The 1,509-nt window shown below is 58.6% G+C and carries 1 protein-coding gene; it reads left to right on the top strand.

The window, feature by feature from the left end; genetic code table 11:
• Positions 1 to 85 precede the first annotated feature (85 nt).
• A protein-coding gene (locus tag ESZ60_RS20545; protein ID WP_134682494.1) for an IS3 family transposase occupies positions 86 to 1,437 on the top strand; the annotation gives its coding sequence in 2 pieces (ribosomal slippage) (positions 86 to 419 and positions 419 to 1,437; 1,353 coding nt in all).
• Positions 1,438 to 1,509: the final 72 nt, after the last annotated feature.

Below are 1,509 nucleotides of genomic sequence, written 5' to 3'. Positions count from 1 at the left end.
TGTCAGGCGTCAGGGCCTATGGGACAGATTTGGTTGATTGATGACGGGAGGGTTTCTGGCACATCGTAGCTTTCAAGGAGCGAAGATGAGCAAGAAACCCGTTGATCAGAAAGTCGCCGCCGATCGCGCGGTGAGAGACATTCGCCGTGCGACGCGAAAGGTCCATTCGGCGGAGGAAAAGATCAGGATCGTCCTGGCCGGTTTGCGCGGCGAGGACAGCATTGCCGAGCTGTGCCGGCGCGAGGGGATCGCCCAGAGCGTCTATTTCAGCTGGTCGAAGGAGTTCCTCGAGGCTGGGAAGAGGCGTCTGGCGGGAGACACCGCCCGGCAGGCCAACAGCGCCGAGGTGAAGGGCCTGCGCGCCGAGACCGCAGCGCTGAAAGAGGTCGTCGCGGATCTCACGCTCGAGAACCGATTGCTAAAAAAAAGCATGAGCGGGGCTGGGGGCGGCGACGAATGAGATACCCCGCCTCTGAAAAGCTCGAGATCATTCGCTTGGTCGAGGGCTCGCATCTTTCGGTGCGACGCACCCTGACAAAACTGGGGATCGCACCTACCACCTTCTACCGCTGGTATGATCGATACGTGACAGGTGGCCCCGAAGGGCTTCAGGATCGGCCAAGTCGGCCGAGCCGGGTCTGGAACCGGATCCCCGATGAGATGCGGGGCCAGATCATCGAGATGGCTCTGGATGAAGCGGAACTGTCGCCCAGAGAGTTGGCCGTGCAGTTCACTGATACCAAAAACTATTTCGTGTCAGAAGCTTCCGTGTATCGGCTCCTGAAAGCGCATGACCTGATTACCAGCCCGGCCCATATCGTGATCAAGGCTGGCGAGGAGTTCAGAGACAAGACCACGGCGCCGAACCAAATGTGGCAGACCGACTTCACCTATCTCAAGATCATTGGCTGGGGTTGGTTCTATCTCTCGACCATTCTCGACGACTATTCCCGCTACATCGTCAGCTGGAAGCTTTGCACCGATATGAAGGTGGCCGATGTGACCAGCACGGTGGGCATGGCGCTGGATGCATCGAGCAGCGGCGGTAGCAGGCCACAGCAAAAGCTACGTCTGCTTTCCGATAACGGCGGTGCTTATATCGCGGGGGATCTGGCCGACTGGCTTGAGGAAAGGGGCGTCGAACAGGTCCATGGCGCGCCGGGACATCCCCAGACCCAGGGCAAGATCGAGCGCTGGCACCAGACGCTGAAGAACCGCATCCTGCTCGAGAATTATTACCTTCCGGGTCAGCTCGAAGAGGCAATCGCCGCCTTTGTCGAGCATTACAACAACCATCGCTATCACGAGAGCCTCGGCAACTTGACCCCGGCAGATGTCTATTTCGGGCGTGGCCCCAAAATCCTGGCAGAAAGGGAGAAGATCAGAAAAGAGACCATCCAGAACCGCCGCTTGAACCATCAGCGTCAGGCGGCATAATCTCAAACCGGTGCGCCAGGACCCTCTCGTCCAAAATCAGGCCGCCTGTTCCAAATCATTCGACGACGGACA

Origin of the sequence: Paracoccus ravus (assembly GCF_004522175.1) — a bacterium.
Lineage (GTDB): Bacteria > Pseudomonadota > Alphaproteobacteria > Rhodobacterales > Rhodobacteraceae > Paracoccus > Paracoccus ravus.
Note: the sequence above shows the minus strand (reverse complement) of the source record. Positions and strands in the feature narration are given on the sequence as shown.